This is a genomic window from Jidongwangia harbinensis (assembly GCF_020216025.1).
Lineage (GTDB): Bacteria > Actinomycetota > Actinomycetes > Mycobacteriales > Micromonosporaceae > Actinoplanes > Actinoplanes harbinensis.
The window spans coordinates 295,357-312,706 of record NZ_JAIWNC010000006.1 but is presented as its reverse complement, the minus strand read 5'-3'; the positions used below and the strand labels follow the sequence as shown (position 1 = coordinate 312,706).

Annotated in this window: 13 protein-coding genes; 4 read left to right on the top strand and 9 right to left on the bottom strand. The window is 71.3% G+C overall.

The genetic code is table 11. The annotated features are described in order from the left end of the window. Positions 1–98: 98 nt before the first annotated feature. Complete coding sequence (gene rho / locus LDL48_RS11775) at positions 99–2,219, bottom strand: transcription termination factor Rho (RefSeq protein ID WP_225255090.1); 2,121 nt, start codon at positions 2,217–2,219, stop codon at positions 99–101. Positions 2,220–2,515: 296 nt separating this feature from the next. Then, a complete protein-coding gene (gene thrB, locus LDL48_RS11770; RefSeq protein WP_225255089.1) occupies positions 2,516–3,460 on the bottom strand; it encodes a homoserine kinase in 945 nt (314 codons plus the stop codon). Positions 3,461–3,556: 96 nt separating this feature from the next. Here thrB and LDL48_RS11765 point away from each other — a divergent pair, with 96 nt between their 5' ends. Then, complete coding sequence (locus LDL48_RS11765; protein WP_225255088.1) at positions 3,557–3,898, top strand: hypothetical protein; 342 nt, start codon at positions 3,557–3,559, stop codon at positions 3,896–3,898. Positions 3,899–4,018: 120 nt separating this feature from the next. Here LDL48_RS11765 and LDL48_RS11760 read toward each other — a convergent pair whose 3' ends face one another. Beyond that, positions 4,019–5,272 carry an MFS transporter gene (locus LDL48_RS11760; RefSeq protein WP_225255087.1) on the bottom strand — a complete coding sequence of 418 codons (1,254 nt, stop codon included), beginning with the start codon at positions 5,270–5,272 and terminating at the stop codon, positions 4,019–4,021. Between the two features lie 148 nt (positions 5,273–5,420). Then, complete coding sequence (locus tag LDL48_RS11755; protein WP_225255086.1) at positions 5,421–8,702, bottom strand: efflux RND transporter permease subunit; 3,282 nt, start codon at positions 8,700–8,702, stop codon at positions 5,421–5,423. Positions 8,703–8,821: 119 nt separating this feature from the next. Here LDL48_RS11755 and LDL48_RS11750 point away from each other — a divergent pair, with 119 nt between their 5' ends. Further along, positions 8,822–9,286: a MarR family winged helix-turn-helix transcriptional regulator gene (locus tag LDL48_RS11750; RefSeq protein WP_225255085.1), complete on the top strand. Its 465-nt coding sequence runs from the start codon at positions 8,822–8,824 to the stop codon at positions 9,284–9,286. Positions 9,287–9,848: 562 nt separating this feature from the next. Here the strand turns inward: LDL48_RS11750 and thrC are convergent. Genes thrC through argS form a run of 4 tightly spaced genes read right to left on the bottom strand, consistent with a single transcriptional unit; the run spans position 9,849 to position 15,241 of the window. Further along, a complete protein-coding gene (gene thrC, locus LDL48_RS11745; RefSeq protein ID WP_225255084.1) occupies positions 9,849–10,904 on the bottom strand; it encodes a threonine synthase in 1,056 nt (351 codons plus the stop codon). A gap of 3 nt (positions 10,905–10,907) precedes the next feature. Further along, on the bottom strand, positions 10,908–12,209 hold the full coding sequence (locus tag LDL48_RS11740; protein ID WP_225255083.1) for a homoserine dehydrogenase: 1,302 nt from the start codon (positions 12,207–12,209) through the stop codon (positions 10,908–10,910). Next, positions 12,206–13,591 carry a diaminopimelate decarboxylase gene (gene lysA / locus LDL48_RS11735; protein WP_225255082.1) on the bottom strand — a complete coding sequence of 462 codons (1,386 nt, stop codon included), beginning with the start codon at positions 13,589–13,591 and terminating at the stop codon, positions 12,206–12,208. Before lysA ends, LDL48_RS11740 begins: the two co-directional genes overlap by 4 nt. Positions 13,592–13,594: 3 nt before the next feature. Beyond that, complete coding sequence (argS, locus tag LDL48_RS11730; protein ID WP_225255081.1) at positions 13,595–15,241, bottom strand: arginine--tRNA ligase; 1,647 nt, start codon at positions 15,239–15,241, stop codon at positions 13,595–13,597. Between the two features lie 85 nt (positions 15,242–15,326). Here argS and LDL48_RS11725 point away from each other — a divergent pair, with 85 nt between their 5' ends. After that, positions 15,327–16,127: a thioredoxin-like domain-containing protein gene (locus LDL48_RS11725; RefSeq protein WP_225255080.1), complete on the top strand. Its 801-nt coding sequence runs from the start codon at positions 15,327–15,329 to the stop codon at positions 16,125–16,127. A gap of 103 nt (positions 16,128–16,230) precedes the next feature. Beyond that, the gene (locus LDL48_RS11720; protein ID WP_225255079.1) at positions 16,231–16,809 is read left to right on the top strand and encodes a DUF305 domain-containing protein; all 579 of its coding nucleotides are present in this window, start codon (positions 16,231–16,233) and stop codon (positions 16,807–16,809) included. Positions 16,810–16,832: 23 nt separating this feature from the next. Here LDL48_RS11720 and LDL48_RS11715 read toward each other — a convergent pair whose 3' ends face one another. Next, positions 16,833–17,345 carry a MauE/DoxX family redox-associated membrane protein gene (locus LDL48_RS11715; RefSeq protein WP_225255078.1) on the bottom strand — a complete coding sequence of 171 codons (513 nt, stop codon included), beginning with the start codon at positions 17,343–17,345 and terminating at the stop codon, positions 16,833–16,835. Between the last annotated feature and the right edge of the window lie 5 nt (positions 17,346–17,350).

The following is a 17,350-nucleotide window of genomic DNA, read 5'->3' as shown; positions in this document are numbered from 1 at the left end:
GGGGGGGTTGAAAAAAACACCCGGGGGGGGGCGGGGGGGGGCGCCCCCCGTTTGGGGGCCCGCCCCCGTCGATCGATCGGTCTGACTATTCGTTCCGGTTACTCGCCCGGCGTCGACTTCGCGATCTGCATCAGGAACTCGATGTTCGTCCGGCTCTGCTTGAGCCGGTCGAGCAGGAGGTCCAGCGCCGCCGAGGACTCCAGCGAGGAGAGCACCTTGCGGAGCTTGTGGACGATCGCCAGCTCCTCCTTGCCGAGCAGGATCTCCTCCTTGCGCGTTCCGGACGCCGACACGTCGACGGCCGGGAACGTACGCTTGTCGGCGATCTTGCGGTCCAGCTTGAGTTCGGCGTTGCCGGTGCCCTTGAACTCCTCGAAGATGACCGTGTCCATCATCGAACCGGTCTCCACCAGCGCGGTGGCGAGGATGGTCAGCGAGCCGCCGTTCTCGATGTTGCGGGCCGCGCCGAGGAACCGCTTCGGCGGGTACAGCGCGGTCGAGTCGATACCACCAGACATGATGCGACCGGAGGCCGGCGCCGCCAGGTTGTACGACCGGCCCAGCCGGGTCACCGAGTCGAGCAGCACCACGACGTCGTGGCCGAGCTCGACCAGGCGCTTGGCCCGCTCGATGGCGAGTTCCGCGACCGTGGTGTGGTCCTGCGGCGGCCGGTCGAACGTGGCCGCGATGACCTCGCCCTTCACCGACCGCTGCATGTCGGTGACCTCTTCCGGACGCTCGTCCACCAGCACGACCATCAGGTGGCACTCCGGGTTGTTGCGGGTGATCGCGTTCGCGATCGCCTGCAGCACCATCGTCTTACCGGCCTTCGGCGGGGACACGATGAGCGCACGCTGACCCTTGCCGAGCGGCATGACCAGGTCGATGACCCGGGTGGTCAGGACGTTCGCCTCGGTCTCCAGGCGCAGACGCTCCTGCGGGTACAGCGGCGTCAGCTTGTAGAACTCGGGGCGCCGGCGGGCCTCCTCGGGCTCCATGCCGTTGATGGTGTCCAGGCGCACCAGCGGGTTGTACTTGTCCCGCCGCTGGTCGCCGCCGCCCTCCCGGGCGCCGGCCCGCACGGCACCGGTCACCGCGTCGCCGCGGCGCAGGCCGTACTTCTTGACCTGGGACATCGACACGTACACGTCGTTCGGCCCGGAGAGGTAGCCGGTGGTCCGGACGAACGCGTAGTTGTCCAGCACGTCGAGGATGCCGGCCACCGGCACCAGGACGTCGTCCTCGTTGACGCTCGGCTCGCGGCCGTCCCGGCCGCCGTCCCGGCCGGTGTCCCGGCCGCCGTCGCGCTGGCCCTCGCCGTCGCGGTCCCCGCGACCACGCCGCCGGTCCCGGAAGCGGCTGCGCCGGCTGCGACGGCCGCCCTCGGTGTTGTCGCCGTCCTCGTCGTCGTGTCCGCCGCGGTCGTTGCGATCCCGGTCGGTGCGCTGCTCTCCGCGGTCGTTCCGGTTCTCCCGATCCGCACGGGGCTCACGGTCACCACGGGGCTCACGCTCACCGCGAGGCTCACGGTCACCGCCGTCCCGCTGGTTGCCGTCGCCGCGGTCGCGGTCACCGCGCTGGTTGCGCTGCCGGTCGCGGCCGCCGCGCTCGGGACGCTCGCCGCGGTCGGTGCGCTCGCCGCGGTCGGTCCGCTCGCCCGTCGTGGTGTCGGCCGCCGGAGCCGCCTGGCCCGTCTCCGCCACGGGGGTGCTCTGCGCGGGCGCCGTCTGCGCCGGGGGTGCCTCGACCGGAGCCGCCTGGGCCACCACCGGCGTCGCCTGGGCTGCCGGGGCGGACTGGGCCACCGGGGCTGACTGGGCCACCGGGGCTGACTGGGCCACCGGAGCGGCCTCGGCCACCGGAGCGGCGGCCTGCGTCACCGGAGCGGCCTTCGTCACCGGGGCGACCTGGGTGGCCGGCTCCGCGGTGCGCGCGGCCGAGCCGTTGGCGCGAGTCCGCGACGTCCGCCCGCCGGCAGCGGTGGTGGGCGCCGTCGCCGGGGCACCGCCGCCCTGACGCTCGGAGATCGCGGCGATCAGCTCGCCCTTGCGCATCCGCGCCGTGCCGGAGATGCCGAGGGACGCGGCGAGGCTCTGCAACTCGGGCAGCAGCATCGCGGACAGTCCGGTGCCGCCGCGGCGACGCTTCGTGGCAGTCGCGGTGCCGGCGTCGTCAGCGACGTCAGAAACACCCGACGTCACGTCGGTCGTGTCGCTCAATGGATTCCTTCCGTCGAAAAAAGCCAAGTCCGCCCGGGTCTGCAGCCTCGTGGCCGGGCGTCCTCGGACCCGCTCGCTTCGTCAGCGGCGCGGGTTGTGCAGCACGGCGGCTCGACGGTGTCCCGACCCGTCGGACGTTGACGAGTAGGTCTCGGCGAGTGCACCGATCGATCTAGAGACTGCTGCTCGGCGTGTGCCTGGTGAGAAATGAGGCAGGCGAGAAACGCCGATGCCTCCGGGGTGCGCGCCGAACCGCGTAGATCGTTGCTTCGCGGCTGTGCTAGGTCTGAGCGTAGTCAACTCTTGCGACCTGCGGCAACAGTGGTCCGCTCGGCGTGTTCCACCATACTCCCTTTGACAAGGGCTCCCGCACCATCCACCCGCAACGCTTCGGCGCGCCACGCTGTTCCCGGGTGGAAATCGTCCGGCACGGCCGTCAGGGCGAGCACGGTCGGGCCCGCGCCGCTCACCACGGCCGCCACCCCGACCGAGCGCAGCCCGGCGATCAGCGACGCGGTCCCCGGCATCGCCTCCGCCCGGTAACCCTGGTGCAAACGATCCTCGGTGGCCGGCAGCAACAGCGAAGGTTCGCTGGTCAGCGCGTGTACCAGCAGCGCGGACCGGCCGGCGTTGAAGGCCGCGTCGGCGTGCGGCACCGCGGCCGGCAGGGCCCGGCGGGCGGTGGCCGTGTAGCCCCGCTCGCTGGGTACGAAGAGCACCGGCCGGATCGACCCGGCGGTCGGCAACCGGACCGCCCGGGCCCCGGCCCCCTCGGTCCAGGCGATGGTGAAGCCGCCGAACAGGCACGGCGCCACATTGTCCGGATGCCCCTCCAGCCCCGCCGCGATCCGGAGCGCGCCGGCGTCGTCGAGCAGCGTCATGCCGTCCCGCACCAGCGCACGGGCCAGCTGGACGCCGGCCACGATCGCGGCGGACGAGGAGCCGAGCCCGCGGGCCTGCGGGATCCGGTTGGTGCACTCCACGGCCAGGCCCGGCGGCCGTTCGCCCAGTTCGTCGAAGGTCGCCAGCATCGACCGCACGACCAGGTGGTCGGCATCGGTGGGCAACTCGCCGGCCCCCTCGCCGGTCACCGTGACGGTGTGACCGGCGGCGGTCACCCGGGCCGAGACGTCGTCGTACAGCGTCAGGGCGAGGCCCAGCGCGTCGAAGCCGGGTCCGAGGTTGGCACTGGTGGCCGGCGTACGCACGTGCGCCGCGTCGGAGGCGAAGGTCAGGCCCATCGCCTCATGCTAGGCCCCGATCATCCGCCGGTCCGCACCCTGGCCTGCGCCCCGGCCCGCGGCGGACCGCCGCCGGCACCGGGTTAGGGTCCTGCCATGACCGCGGGTTATCTGTTCTCCGGCGTCCTCTTCCAGCTCCCGATGCTGGCGGTACTCGTCATCGGCGTCGTCCTGATCGGGTCCCGCCGGCCCCGGATCGGCCCGCGCAGCGCCCTGCTGGGCCAGATCGGCCTGATCGTGCTGATCTTCGAGGTGATCGCCCAGACCGCCTGGAGCCTGACGTTCCCCCGGCTGCTGCACTCGATGGACGCGTCGGTGTCCCAGTTCGGCCTGCTGTCGTCGGCCGTCGGCCTGATGTTGTCGGCGCTGGTCACGGCCGGTGTGGGACTGCTGATCGCGGCCGTGGTGACCGGCCGCAACCAGCCGTCGGCGGTCTAGGCAGGTCTAGAGGCAGTTCAGGGCAGGTCTGGGCAGTTCAAGGCAGTTCAGGGCAGGTCTGGGCAGGTCTGGGCAGTTCAGGGCAGTTCAGGGCAGGTCTCGGCAGGGTCCAGGCGGAGTCTAGGCCGGATCGTCGGCCAGGTCGTCCGCCCGGCCGGTCGCCGGCTCGTCCAGCGACAGCCGGCGGGTGGCGATCCGCCAGCCGATCGCGTACACCACGGTGATCAGCCCGCAGCCGATCAGGATGACCTTCTCGTCGACCCGGTCCACGAACACCGCGGCGCCGAGCTGGCTCACCGAGATGGCCAGCGTGGCGAGCATCATGTCGGTGGCGAACACCCGGCCGCGGAGCCGGTCCGGCACCTCGCCCTGCAGCGCGAAGTTGGAGAGCACCCAGTTCGTGCCGCCGGCGAAGTGCGCGACGAACACCAGCACCAGGACCAGCGGGAACCACGGGCTGAACGCGACGCCGACGTAGCCGAGCCCGTACAGGCCCATGGACAGCGCCAGGCCGGGCAGCAGCCAGGACCGGTGCCGCAGCACCGGGCGCATCACCAGCGGGCCGACCAGGGCGCCGGCACCGCGCACCGCGAAGAGCAGGCCGGCGCCGAGCGCGCCGACCCCATACACGCCGGCCAACAGCGGGAAGACCGTGAGTACGCCGTTGCCGAGCCCGACCGCCGACTTGACCGTCACCAGCGCCCGGATCCGCGGCCGCGCGCCGATGTAGCGCAGCGCCTCGACGAGGGCGTGCCAGGCCCGGGGCGCCGGCACGGAGGCGTCCCGCGGCGCCTGCAGCGGGCGGCGGATCAAGGCGGTCACCACGGCCGCCACGGCCAGACAGACGACGGCTACCGCGAAGCTCACGTACGGCCCGAAGGCGCTGCTCACGATGCCGCCGAGGGAGGCACCGACGATGGTCATGGTGCCCCAGGCGGAGCCGGCCACCGCGTTCGCCGCGGCCAGGTCGGCCGGATCCACCACGTTCGGCAGTGCGGCCGAGGCGGCCGGCGAGTAGAACGCCTTGGCCACCGAGATCGCGCCGATCGCCACCAGCGCCAACGGCGCGGTCGCCGCGGACCGGACCAGAAACAGCAGGAGTACGGCGAGCAGCGCCGCCACGTTCGCGGCCATCATGATCTTGCGGCGGTCGTAGCGGTCGGCGATCGTCCCGGTGTACGGCAGCAGCAGCGCGATGATGCCGGTGTCCGCGGCCAGCACCAGCGCACCCCAGACGCCGCTGCCGGTCAGTTCGGGCAGCAGCACCAGCAGCGGGACGATGACGAACCAGTCCGACCCGAACACCACGAGTTCCGCGCCGAACAACCGCCGGAAGTCCCGGTTGCGGGTAAGGACTGATCTTGAGCGAGCCACGTACGCCGACGCTACCGGGTCACCGGCGTCCCGGCCGCCGGCCGCAGCCGACCTTGGAGAATGGCGAGTCCCGGACGCGCCCCCCACCCTGGCCGGCACTCCGCTCGTGCGGACGGCGGAGAACCGCCGTCCGCATGGTCGGAATCGGTCAGGGCTGGTTCGGGCGCGGCATCTTCAGGACCTCGAACTGGTCCGTGTAGCCGCGCAGGGCCCCGGACGCCGGCGGTGCCTCGGACCGGGCGGTGGATGGTTCCGGCGCCTCGTGCGCGCCGCCGCTGAAGTCCGGCACCGGCTCGCCGGCCGGCGTCCCGGCCTCCGGCTCGTCCGCGGCGTGCTTCGGGACGTCGGCCACCCCGGCCCGGCGCAGGCGGCGACGTTCCCGCTTGAGCCGGGACCGCTCCTTGCGGTTTTCCACCATGGTGTACAGCGTCGGCACCAGCACCAGGGTGAGCAGGGTCGAGCTGACCAGACCGCCGATCACCACGACCGCCAGCGGTTGCGAGATGAAGCCGCCCTCGCCGGTCAGGCCGAGCGCCATCGGCAGCAGCGCGAAGATGGTCGCGATCGCGGTCATCAGAATCGGGCGCAGCCGGTGCCGGCCGCCCTCGATCACCGCCTCCTGCACGCCCATGCCGGCCGTGCGGTAGTGGTTGATCAGGTCCATCAGCACGATGGCGTTCGTCACTACGATGCCGACCAGCATCAGCACGCCGATGAGCGCCGGCACACCGAGCGGCGTGCCGGTGGCCAGCAGCAGGCCGATGGCGCCGGTCGCGGCGAACGGGATGGAGATCAGCAGGATCACCGGCTGGAGCACGCTGCGGAACGCCGCCACCATGATGACGAAGACGATGGCGATGGCCGCGAGCACCGCGAGCCCCAGGTCGGCGAACGCGTCCGCCTGCTCCGCGCTGACCCCACCGATCGAGTACGACGCGCCGGGCGGCAACTGCAGGCCGTCCAGCCGCTTGGTCAGGTCCTCGCTGACCGCGCCGACGTTCGAGCCGGTCGCGGTGCCGGTGACCGTGGCGCTGCGGTTCCCGTCGATCCGGGTGACCTCCTCGGGCCCGGCCACCTCGGTCACGTCGGCGACCTGGTCGAGCGGGATCACGCCCCGGGCGGTGGTCAGCGGCAGGGCACGCAGCGCCGCCACGTTCGCGGGCGGCGTACCGAACGAGATGACCACGTCCTGGCTGGTGCCGCCGGTGGTGATCCGGCCGGCCGGCGCCGGGCGGAACGCCCCGGACACGGACTGGCCGACGGCCGCCTCGGTGAGCCCGGCACGGGCCGCGGCCGCGCGGTCCACCCGGACCTCCAGGCGCGGGACGCTGGCCGCCAGCGAGGTGCTCACGTCGGTGACGTCCGCCGTGCCGGCCATCGCGGCGCGCACCTGCTCGGTCGCCGCGGCGAGCACCTCCTGGTCGGCGGCCTGGACCAGCACGGAGAGCTGGCTGGCGTTGAAGCCGGTGCCGCTGTCGCCGCCCACCGTCACCTCGCCGACGTCGGTGAGGCCGGCGAGCTGGTCACGCAGTTCCTCGGTGACCACGGTGGCGTCGGCGTCGCCCTTGAGCGCCACACTGTACGAGGCCCCGCTGGCACCGCCCGAGCCGACGAACGGGTTGAACTCGCCGTTGCCCACGGTGACCTGGTAACTCTCCACGTCGTCGCGGCCGGTGATGACCGCCTCGACCTTCTTGGCCGCCTCGTTGGTGGCGGCCAGGCTGGTGCCGACCGGGAGTTCCTGGCTGACCGTGATGCTGTCCTGGCCGGACTGGTCGATGAAGTTCGTCTCCAGCCGGGTGGAGAGCCCGAACGTGCCGATCAGGATCACCACGCCGATCGCCACGGTGGTCCAGCGGCGCTTGGTGGCGAAGCGGATGACCGGCAGGTACGCCCGCTGCAACGGGCTGCGCAGCTCCTTCTCCTCCGCGGCCCGGCGTACCTCCTCGGTCTCCGCGCCGCCCGCGGCCGGGCTCAGGAACCAGTACGCGAGAACCGGGACCACGGTCAGCGACACCAGCAGCGAGGCCAGCAGCGCCACGGTCACGGTGATGGCGAACGGGGCGAACAGCTGCCCGACGAAGCCGCCGACCAGGGCGATCGGGGCGAACACGGCGACCGTGGTGAGCGTGGACGCGGTGACCGCACCGGCCACCTCGCGGACGCCGGCCATGATGGCGTGCACCTTCTGCTCGCCGTACCCCAGATGTCGTTTGATGTTCTCCAGCACGACGATCGAGTCGTCCACCACGCGGCCGACCGCGATGGTCAGCGCGCCCAGCGTGAGCAGGTTGAGCGAGTAGTCGCCGACCCACAGGGCGATCAGCGCGATCAGCACGGACAGCGGGATGGACACCGCGGTGACCAGGGTGGACCGCACCGACAGCAGGAAGACCAGGATGACGATGACCGCCATGAGCAGGCCGAGCAGGCCCTCGGTGGTCAGGCTCTCGATGGACCGCTCGACGAACGGCGCCTGGTCGACGATCACGGTGAGCTTGGCGCCGGACGCACTCTCCAGATCCGCCAGCATGTCGTTGACCTCGTGCGAGATGGCCACCGCGTTGCCGTCCGGGGCGGCGGTGACCGCGATGCCGAGGCTGTCCACCCCGTCGGTGCGGGTGTACGAGGTGACCGCCGCCGGCTTCTCCTCGACGGACGCGACCTCGTTCAGCCGGACCGGTCCGCGGCTGCCGGAGACGTAGAGTTCGCGGAGCTGCTGGACGCCGGTGATCGGCGTACCCACCTGGACGCTCAGCGCGCGGGTGCCCTCATTGACCGAACCGGCCGGCACCGAGATGCCGTTGGCCTGCAGCACCGTGCTGATGGCCTGCGGGTTGACGCCGCGGGCGGCCAGTGCCGCCGGACGCGGCGTGATCACGATCTGCGCGCTGGTGGTGCCGGTGACCGCGACGTCGCGCACGCCCTCGATCGCGTTCAGCTCGGGCACCACCGTCCGGTTGAGACGGTCGGCCAGATCGGTGGCGTCGGACCCGCCGGACGCCGCCAGCACGATGGCCGGGATGTCGTCGGTGCCCCCGGCGAAGATCGTCGGCTCCACGTCCTGCGGCAGGGTGGGCTGGATCCGGTTGACCGCCGTGGTGAGCTGGTTGACCGCGTTGTCCAGGTCCGTGCCGAACTCGAACGTGACCTGGATGGTGGACGAGCCTTCCCGGCTGGTCGACTGGATGCTCTCCAGACCGTCGGCGCCCTTGACCGCGTCCTCGATCGGCTTGGTGACCTGCGCCTCGATGATCTCCGGGCTGGCGCCCGGGACCGTGACGCCGATGAAGGCGCCCGGGAACTCCAGCGAGGGCAGGAGCTGCTGCTTGAGCGCGGGGATCGCGTACACCCCGAAACCGGTTATCACGATCGCGATGAGGGCCACGAGGCCGCGGTTGGCGAGACTGAGCCGGGTCAGGAATGACATGGGTGCTCCCCCGAGAAAAGTTCGGCCAGCACTGATAGTTTGCCTGATGCGAACAAATGGTTTTCGCCAGGGGTCCGCTCTCGCCGGGCCATCAGAGCGTCACAGGAGAAAGGCCGGCGGTGGCCAAGAAAGAACAGCTCATCGCGGACATTATGGGCGCGCAGCAGCGGCTGCAGCACCTGTTTGCGTATGACCGCTCCGACCCGCTGTTCAGCTCCCACCTGACCATGTCCCAGCTGAAGATCCTGTTCCTGCTCTCCCGCCACGGCAACGTCTCCGGCGGCGAACTGGCCCGGCTGCTGGGCGTCGGGCTGGCCACCCTGAGCGGAACGATCGACCGGCTCGTCGCCCAGGACCTCGTGGTGCGCACCGAGGACCCGCAGGACCGCCGGGTACGCCGGATCGGCCTGACGGAAGCTGGCGACAAACTCATCGCCGGCATCATCACGGCCGGCGCGGAGAAACAGCACACGCTCCTCAGCCGCCTCTCAGCGGACGAGTTGACCGTGGTCGCCGAGGCCATGCGGCTGCTGGTCCGGGCCGCCACGAACGACGCCCCACCCGACGCCAACCCACCAGAGTGACCATCACGGCGTGCCGGCCCTTCGGGTCCCGCCGCATCCGCCCGCGCTCTTGCCCTGGGTGACTTCCGGGCGCAGAGCGCGCCACAGCTCCACACGCCCCACCCCACCCCACGGCACGTGTGACTTCCAGGCGCAGAACGCGCCACAGCTCCACACGCCCCACCCCACCCCACGGCACGTGTGACTTCCAGGCGCAGAACGCGCCACAGCTCCACACACCGCAGCCGACCCGACGGCGCGTGTGGTTTTCGGGTGCGGAGCGCGCCGCGTCTATGCAGGCTGCGCTCCCGGCGAGGGAGGTGTGTCGGGCGGTGATTGGGGACGCGCCGTTTCTCCGCACCGCCGGGGGCAGAGATGGGGCCGCCAAACCCCCAAGATCTCCTCGAAGGCTGCATACCGGACAACGCGCCGCCGTAGCGGAACTCGGAACGCGAGGCGGCCGATTGCGGGGACGGCCGACCGCGAGACGCCCAGACCGCGAGAAGAACGAGCTACGGGACGACCGAGGCCACGGGACGACCGGACCGCGGGACGGCCGGATGTGCCGGCCGTCCCGGGGCGGTCAGGCCAGGCCGAGGGCTCCGGCGGCGGCCAGCACGTCGTTCTTGATCGTGGTGGGTGACGGTGCGGTGCTGATCGCCCACTCGGGGTCCTTCAGGCCGTGGCCGGTCACCGTGCAGACCACGGTCGACCCGGCCGGCACCAGCCCCGCCTCCGCCTGCTGCAACAGGCCGGCCACGCTCGCCGCGCTGGCCAGTTCGACGAAGACGCCCACCTCGCGGGCCAGCAGCCGGTACGCGGTCAGGATCTCCCGGTCGGTCACCGCCGCGATCAGGCCGCCCGAGGTGTCCCGGGCGTCGAGTGCCTTGGTCCAGCTTGCCGGGTTGCCGATGCGGATCGCGGTGGCGATGGTGGACGGCTCGGGGACCACCTGTCCGGTGACGATCGGGGCGGCGCCGGAGGCCTGGAAGCCGTACATCTTGGGAAGTTTCTTGGTGTTGCCGGCCTCCTGATCTTCCAGGTAGCCCATCCAGTATGCGGAGATGTTGCCCGCGTTGCCGACCGGCAGGCAGTGGATGTCGGGGGCGTCGCCGAGCGCCTCGACGATCTCGAACGCGGCGGTCTTCTGGCCGTGCAGCCGGAAGATGTTGACCGAGTTGACCAGGGACACCGGGAAGTCCTGTGACAGCTTCGAGGCCAGCGCCAGGCAGTCGTCGAAGTTGCCGTTGACCTGCAACAACTTCGCCCCGTGTACGAGCGCCTGGGCGAGCTTGCCGAGCGCGATCTTGCCCTGCGGGACCAGCACCGCGCAGGTCAGGCCGGCCCGGGCGGCGTACGCGGCGGCGGACGCACTGGTGTTGCCGGTCGAGGCGCAGATGATCGCCTTCGAGCCCTCCTCGACGGCCTTCGACACCGCCATCGTCATGCCCCGGTCCTTGAACGACCCGGTCGGATTGGCGCCCTCGACCTTGAGGTAGACGTCGGCTCCGGTGCGCTGGGCGAGCACCGGCGCGGGCACGAGCGGGGTGTTCCCCTCGTGCAGCGTGATCACCGGCGTGGTGTCGGAGACCGGCAACCTCTTCCGGTACGTCTCGATCAAACCCGGCCAGACGGTCATGGCTCAGTTCCCTCCTTCGACGCGGAGCACGCTCGCAATGGAGCGAACGATCTCCAGCGTCGCCAGTTCCGCCACGGTGGCGGCCAGGTGCGAGTCGGGCGCCTGGTGGGTGACGATCACCAGCGTCGCGTCGGCGTCCCGGCCGGACTGGCGTACGGTCGCGATGCTGACCTCGTGCTTGGCGAAGACGCCGGCCACGGCGGCCAGGACGCCCTGCCGGTCGGCCACGTCCAGGCTGATGTGGTAGCGGGTGAGGGCCTCGCCGATCGGCCGGATCGGCAGGTCGGCGTACGCCGATTCGCTGGGTGCGCGGCTGCCGGTGAGCCGGTTGCGCGCCGCCGCCACGATGTCGCCGAGCACGGCGCTCGCGGTGGGCGTACCCCCGGCTCCGCGGCCGTAGAACATCAGCTGCCCGGCGGCCTCGGCCTCGACGAACACCGCGTTGAACGCGTCGCCGACGCCGGCCAGCGGGTGGGTCCGCGGGATCATCGCCGGGTGCACCCGGACGCTGACCGACTCGCGGCCGGTGGAGTCGGGGCCGCGCTCGGCGATGCAGAGCAGCTTGATGGTGCAGCCCATCTCCTTGGCGCTGGCCACGTCGCCGGCGGTCACCGCGGTCATGCCCTCGCGGAACACGTCGGCGGCGGTGACCCGGGTGTGGAACGCGAGCGAGGCGAGGATGGCGGCTTTGGCGGCGGCGTCGAAGCCCTCCACGTCGGCGGTCGGGTCGGCTTCCGCGTACCCCAGCTCGGTGGCCTCGTCCAACGCCTCCTGGAAACCGGCTCCGGTGGCGTCCATCGACGACAGGATGAAGTTGGTGGTGCCGTTGACGATGCCGGTGACCCGGGTGACCCGGTCGCCGTGCAGCGACTCGCGCAGCGGGCGCAGCAGCGGGATCGCGCCGGCCACCGACGCCTCGTAGTACAGGTCGGCGTTGCCCTCGGCGGCCGCGTCGTGCAGCGCCGCGCCGTCCTCGGCGAGCAGCGCCTTGTTGGCGGTCACCACGCTCGTGCCGCCCCGCAGTGCCTCGGTGAGCCAGGTGCGGGCCGGTTCGATGCCGCCCACCACCTCGATCACCACGTCCACGTCGTCCCGTTTGACCAGGCCCAGCGCGTCCGTGGTGAACAGTCCTGGGTCGACCGGCAGGTCGCCGCGGGCGCGGCCGGGCCGGCGTACCGCCACGCCGACCAACTCCAGCGGTGCGCCGATCCGGGCCGTCAGGTCCGCGGCCTGATCGTGCAGCAGCCGGACCACTTCGGCGCCGACGGTGCCACAGCCGAGCAGCGCGAGTTTCACAGGCCTCATCCCACGTCCAATGCGAGCAGGTCGTCCTCGGTCTCCCGGCGGACGATCACGCGGGACGCACCGTCACGCACCGCGACCACCGGTGGCCGGGGTACGTGGTTGTAGTTGCTGGCCATGCTGCGGCAGTACGCGCCGGTGCCGGGCACCGCGAGAAGATCTCCGGGCTGCACGTCAGCGGGCAGGAATTCATCCTTCACGACGATGTCCCCGGATTCACAATGCTTTCCCACGACGCGGGCCAACAACGGCTCGGCGGTCGATGCCCGGCCGGCCAGCGTGGCGCTGTACGAGGCGTCGTACAGCGCGGTCCGGATGTTGTCGCTCATCCCGCCGTCGACGCTCACGTACGTCCGGATGCCGTCGACGTCCTTGACCGTGCCGACCTCGTACAACGTGAACACGGCCGGGCCCACGATGGCCCGGCCCGGCTCGATCGAGAGCCGGGGCTTGCGCAGCGAGGCCAGCTCGCACTCACCCTCGACGATCTTGTTGATCCGCTTCGCCAGGTCGGCCGGCGTGGACGGGTCGTCCTGCGAGGTGTACGCGATGCCGAAGCCGCCGCCCAGGTCGAGTTCCGGCAGCTCGACCCCGCGGGCGTCGCGGATCTGCGCCTGCAGCTCCAGCACCCGCCGGGCGGCCACCTCGAACCCGCTGGTGTCGAAGATCTGCGAGCCGATGTGCGAGTGCAGGCCGCGCAGGTCCAGCACGTCCTCGTCGAGGATCCGCACGGCCGCCTCGAACGCCGCGCCGCCGGCCAGCGAGAATCCGAACTTCTGGTCCTCGTGCGAGGTCGCGATGAACTCGTGGGTGTGCGCCTCCACCCCGACGGTGACCCGGACCAGCACCCCGGGCCGCCGGCCGGACTCGCGGGCCAGCGCGGTGAGTCGGGTGATCTCCTGGAACGAGTCCACCACGATCCGCCCGACCCCGGAGTCCAGGGCGCGTTCCAGCTCGCTGACGGACTTGTTGTTGCCGTGGAACCCGATCCGCTCGGCCGGGAAGCCCGCGGCCAGCGCGACCGCCAGCTCGCCGCCGGAGCAGACGTCCAGGAACAGGCCCTCCTGCTCGACCACCCGGACCACGGCCTTGCAGAGGAACGACTTGCCCGCGTAGTAGACGTCCGCGCCGGCGAACGCCGACACGAAGTCGCGGCAGCGGCCGCGCAGGTCGTCCTCGTCCAGCAGGTACGCCGGCGTGCCGTACTCGGCGGCCAGGTCCCGCACGCTCAGCCCGCCGACGGCGACGGCGCCGTCGTCGGCGCGGTGCACGGTCCGCGGCCACAGTTGCGGCATCAGCGCGTTGACGTCTTCGGGGGTACGCAGCCACGCCGGGCCCCGGCTGCCCAGGTCACCGTGCAGCGCGCCCGCCTCATGTGCTCTCACGGGTCACATCCTTTCCGGGGCGGAGACGCCGAGCAGGGCCAACCCGTTGGCGATCACCGTTCGGGTGGCGTCGTTCAGCCAGAGCCGGGCCCGCTGCAGGTCGGTGATCGGCTCGTCGCCCATCGGCAGCACCCGGCACTTGTCGTAGAACCGGTGGTACGCGCCGGCCACCTCCTCGAGGTAGCGCGCCACCCGGTGCGGTTCGCGCAGCTCGGCCGCGCTGGCCACCACCGCCGGGTACTCCCCCAGCGCCTTGAGCAGGTCGTTCTCCTTCTCATGGGCGAGCAGCCCGGGCTGGAAGTCGTCCGGTTCGCCGCGGGTCAGGCCCACCTCGGCGGCGTTGCGGGCCACGTTGGCGGTCCGGGCCGCGACGTACTGGACGTAGTAGACCGGGTTGTCGCGGGTCGCCCGGGTCCACAGGTCGATGTCGATGTCGATCTGCGAGTCGGACGAGTACCGGGCCAGGGCGTACCGGGCCGCGTCCACGCCCAGCGCGTCGACGAAGTCCTCCAGCGTGACCACCGTGCCGGCCCGCTTGCTCATCCGCAGCGGTTCGCCGTCGCGCACCAGGTTGACCAGCTGGCCGATGAGGATCTCCAGGTTGACGGCCGGGTCGTCGCCGAAGCAGGCGGACATGGCCTTCATCCGGCCCACGTACCCGTGATGGTCGGCGCCCAGCATGATCACCACGCGGTCGAAGCCGCGCTTGCGCTTGTCCAGGTAGTAGGCGCAGTCCGCGGCGAAGTACGTCCAGTCGCCGTCCGACTTGCGCAGCACCCGGTCCTTGTCGTCACCGAAGTCGGTGGTACGCAGCCAGGTGGCGCCGTCCGCCTCGAACGTGTGCCCCTGCTCGCGCAGCCGCTCCAGGGCCTCGTCCAGCTCGCCCCGGGCGTGCAGGTCCTTCTCGTTGAAGTAGGTGTCGAAGTGCACGCCGAACTCGGCCAGCGACGCCTTGATCTCGGCGAACATCAGCTCGACGCCGATCTCCCGGAACGTCTCCAGCGAGTCGGCGTCCGGAACCCGCTCGCGCACCTGCGCGGCGATCTCGCCGATGTACGCGCCGCCGTATCCGTCCTCCGGCACCGGTTCGCCCCGGGCGGCCGCGAGCAGCGACTTCGCGAAGCGGTCGATCTGCGACCCGGCGTCGTTGAAGTAGTACTCGGTGCCGACCTCGGCCCCGGACGCCCGCAGCAGCCGGGACAGCGCGTCACCGACGGCGGCCCAGCGGACCCCGCCGATGTGCACCGGCCCGGTCGGGTTCGCCGAGACGAACTCCAGGTTGATCCGCTGACCGGCGAGGCGGCCGGTGTGGCCGTACTCCGGGCCGGCCAGCACGATGTCGCGGGCCAGCACCCCGGCCGCGGCGGCGTCCAGGCGGATGTTCAGGAAGCCCGGACCGGCGATCTCCACCGACTTGATGCCGGGCTGCCGGCCCAGCTCCTCGGCCAGCGCCGCGGCCAGCTCACGCGGCGGCACGCCGACCTTCTTGCTCAGCTGCAGGGCCAGCGTCGAGGCGTAGTCGCCGTGCTCGGGATTGCGGGGTCGCTCCACCGTCGTGGTCTCCGGCAGCACGGCGGCGTCGAGCCCCCGGGCAACGAATACAGCACGGGTAGCTGTGAGAACGGTGGCAGCGAGGTTGGCGGGAGTCACCGAGCCATGTTATCGGGGGTAGACTTTGGCGCTTGGCGGCCACCCGAGCCCAGCCCTCCCTTCGCTAACGAATTGACGAGGCACGATGAGCATGAGCACTCCGGGCCCCGAACGGGTCCCGTCGAACGTCAAGGTCGGCAAGACGTCCGGTCAGGGCAAGCCACCGGCCGCCAAGTCCAACGGCGCGCGCCCGGCCGGCAAGGGCGGTGCCAAGGGCCCGGCCGGCAAGGGCGGCGGCAAGGGCCGCAAGCCGGTCACTCCGGTCAAGGTCTCCGGGGGCCGCAACTGGGGCCCGATCCTGGTGGCCGGCGTGGTCGTGCTGATCGCGGTCGGCATCATCGGGTACGGCGTGTTCGCCGCGACCAAGAGCAGCAACGAGGCGAAGACTCCGTGGGAGGAGCGCGCCGCCGCGATCGAGGGCATCGTCAACTATCGCGACAATCCCGACAAGTCGCTCACGTCGGCGGATCACGTACCCGGTCCGCAGACGTACAAGACGAGCCCCCCGGTGGGCGGTAACCACAACGTCAAGTGGCAGAACTGCCAGGGCATGGTGTACGACGCTCCGATCCCGAAGGAGCACGCGGTGCACAGCCTGGAGCACGGTGCCGTCTGGATCACCTACCGCCCCGACCTGCCCGCCGCTCAGGTCAGCAAGCTGTCCGACAAGGTCAAGGGCAAGGACTACATGATGATGAGCCCGTACGAGGGGCTCGACAAGCCGGTCTCGCTGCAGGCGTGGGGTTACCAGTTGAAGCTGGACAGCGCGGACGACAGCCGGATCGACGAGTTCATCAAGGCCCTCCGCGTGCAGGCGTCCATGGAGCCGACGGCGGGCTGTGCCAGCAACCAGACCTCGACCGGTAACACCGTCAACGACGCCTGAGGGGATGAGCGTGATCTCCACGGAGTCCGAGGCCGGTAGCCCGGCCTCGCTCCCGGCGTCGGGGGAGCAACCGACGAGGCGGTCGGGGGCCATCACCGGCTGGGTGGCCGGGGCGCTCGTCCTCGGCCTCCTCCTCGGCGCGGCCCTGGTTTTCGTCCTGACCCGCCCGAACCCGCCCGGCGACGACTCCGCCGAGGCCGGGTTCGTGCGCGACATGTCGACCCACCACGCCCAGGCCGTGGAGATGGCGCTGGTCGCGCATGCCGCCACCGCGAACGATGAGATCGAGTCGCTGTCCAGCGACATCGCGATAACCCAGCAGGGTCAGATCGGCATCATGCTGGCGTGGCTGCGCGACTGGCAGCTGGGCTCCACCAGTTCGCAGCCGCCCATGGCGTGGATGCCGAACTCGGCCGGCTCGGTGCAGAACGGCCTGATGCCCGGCATGGCCTCGCAGCAGCAGCTGACCGAGCTCCGCAAGGCGACCGGGACGGCACAGGACATCATGTTCCTGAACCTGATGCGTCAGCATCATCTCGGCGGGGTCCACATGGCCCAGGAGATTCTCAATCTGTCTGACGACGAGGACGTGACCTGGCTGGCCCAGACGATGGTGGCGTCGCAGCAGAACGAGATCAGCGCGATCCAGGCCCTGCTGAAGTCGCTGGGTCAGAACGGATAGCGCCGGCGCGGCGGCGCGGTGCGTCAACGGAGGAGATCGACCAGCTCGTCCAGGCGGCTGACCACGGCCGCGATGATCACCGCGCCGAACGCGGCGACCGCCATCTGCGCCAGGTCCGCGCTCCCACCGTCCAGGGAGAGCAGCAGCGCGGCGACGGACAGACCCACGAGGAACAGGTTGCGGAAGACGTGGACCGTGGACAACTCCGCGTCTCCGCCGCCGCCGAAGCAGTTGCACGTCACCTTCCGCTCGCTGCGCACGATTTGGTGGACCCCGGCGGTCAGCGTGGCGAAGAGCAACACCGCCGCGGCGGCACCCACGCTGGCGGTCCACGGCAGGACGAGGAGCACCAGGGTGGCGAGTTCCGCCGCCACCAGTCCTGCCGCAGCCGGCCGCCGGAGCGCCGACGGCAGCCCGACGTCGCGGAACATCCGGGTGTACTCGTCACGGGACTCGGCGCTGCGTAGCTTTCCCGCGACGGCTGCCGCGAGAACGAACGCGAGCGCCAGGCGGAGAGTCAGTTCCAGGGCAGGCATGATTT

Coding starts and splice junctions, on each gene's coding strand:
- LDL48_RS11765 (WP_225255088.1), top strand. CDS start 3,557: ATGACCGCGGGTTATCTGTTCTCCGGCGTCCTCTTCCAGCTCCCGATG.
- thrC (WP_225255084.1), bottom strand. CDS start 10,904: ATGACCGTCTGGCCGGGTTTGATCGAGACGTACCGGAAGAGGTTGCCG.
- LDL48_RS11740 (WP_225255083.1), bottom strand. CDS start 12,209: ATGAGGCCTGTGAAACTCGCGCTGCTCGGCTGTGGCACCGTCGGCGCC.
- LDL48_RS11715 (WP_225255078.1), bottom strand. CDS start 17,345: ATGCCTGCCCTGGAACTGACTCTCCGCCTGGCGCTCGCGTTCGTTCTC.
- LDL48_RS11755 (WP_225255086.1), bottom strand. CDS start 8,702: ATGTCATTCCTGACCCGGCTCAGTCTCGCCAACCGCGGCCTCGTGGCC.
- thrB (WP_225255089.1), bottom strand. CDS start 3,460: ATGGGCCTGACCTTCGCCTCCGACGCGGCGCACGTGCGTACGCCGGCC.
- LDL48_RS11725 (WP_225255080.1), top strand. CDS start 15,327: ATGAGCATGAGCACTCCGGGCCCCGAACGGGTCCCGTCGAACGTCAAG.